We start from the raw sequence: 993 nt of genomic DNA on the forward strand, positions 1-993 counted from the left end.
GGTCCAGGCAATCGCCGTTCCGCGCGCCGCTGACCTTGCACGAGCCGGAAGAGATCGCGCATTTCTACCAGACGAGGGCAGCACTTGGGCTTGCTGGCGGCATGCTGATTGCCAATCCTGTGCCGGAAAACCAGGAAATCCCGGCTGCGGAGATGGCGGGCTATATCGACGCCGCGCAGAAGGCCGCCGAGGCACAACATGTCACCGGCAAGGCGGTGACGCCATTCCTGCTGGGAAAGATCCTCGAACTGACCGGCGGCAGGAGCCTGAAGACCAACATCGCGCTGGTGGAAAACAATGCACGGCTGGCGGCGAGGATAGCCAGGGCATTGTAGGGCACGGCCTCCAAGGTCGGCGGGACAGAGGGGGTGCTGTCCCTCCGCTGTGCCAAGGCTGGCGTCACTTCCCCGCCCTTCGCCCCGCCTCATACGCCCGGCGTGCCCAGACCGTCATCTCGTCGGGATCATCAAAAGCGCTGTCGGGAACGCTCCAATAGGGCATGGCGACCAGCTTGCCGTGGCGCGAGCCGGTGTAGGTCCATTGCGTGCAGCCGGCGGCCTCGAACTCGGGGGCGCTTTGCTCGTCGGCTTTCAACAGCAATTCGCCGCGCAGCACGATGGCGACGATGACGCCGTCGAAATAGATGCCCTTGCCGCCGAACAGTTTGCGGATGCTGACAGGGCCGAGACCCTCGAACAGTTCGGCGATGCGTTCATTGTCCATGCCGCGATCATGTCACCGGCATCTGGCCTTGTCATCGCCGCAACCAAAATCATGCTGACAGGTTGAGAGAGGTCGATCGGAGTTTTCCCGCCATGCCGCTTCTGCTGAAAGGGTCCTGCCGCTGCAATGCCGTGCGTTTCGAGGTGGAAAGCCACACGCCGGCGCCGTTCATGCTGTGCTACTGCTCCATCTGCCGCAAGCAGCAAGGCGGCGGCGGCTTCGCCATCAATCTCGGTGCCGACAACGAGACACTGAACATCAGGGGCAAGC

Annotated in this window: 2 protein-coding genes and 1 pseudogene; 2 read left to right on the forward strand and 1 reads right to left on the reverse strand. The window is 63.1% G+C overall.

All coding sequences use genetic code 11. The features are described 5' to 3' along the window. A partial coding sequence (locus EN991_RS37745) for a pseudouridine-5'-phosphate glycosidase (protein ID WP_206519353.1) occupies window positions 1-335 on the forward strand: 335 nt, incomplete at its 5' end. Between the two features lie 64 nt (window positions 336-399). Here EN991_RS37745 and EN991_RS37750 read toward each other — a convergent pair. After that, window positions 400-723, reverse strand: coding sequence for a TfoX/Sxy family protein (locus tag EN991_RS37750; RefSeq protein WP_024504570.1), 324 nt, complete (start codon window positions 721-723; stop codon window positions 400-402). Window positions 724-815: 92 nt separating this feature from the next. Here EN991_RS37750 and EN991_RS41460 point away from each other — a divergent pair. Beyond that, window positions 816-993 (forward strand): annotated as a pseudogene (locus EN991_RS41460) (GFA family protein); the annotation flags it as partial.

Source organism: Mesorhizobium sp. M7A.F.Ca.US.005.03.2.1 (assembly GCF_003997795.1).
GTDB lineage: Bacteria > Pseudomonadota > Alphaproteobacteria > Rhizobiales > Rhizobiaceae > Mesorhizobium > Mesorhizobium ciceri.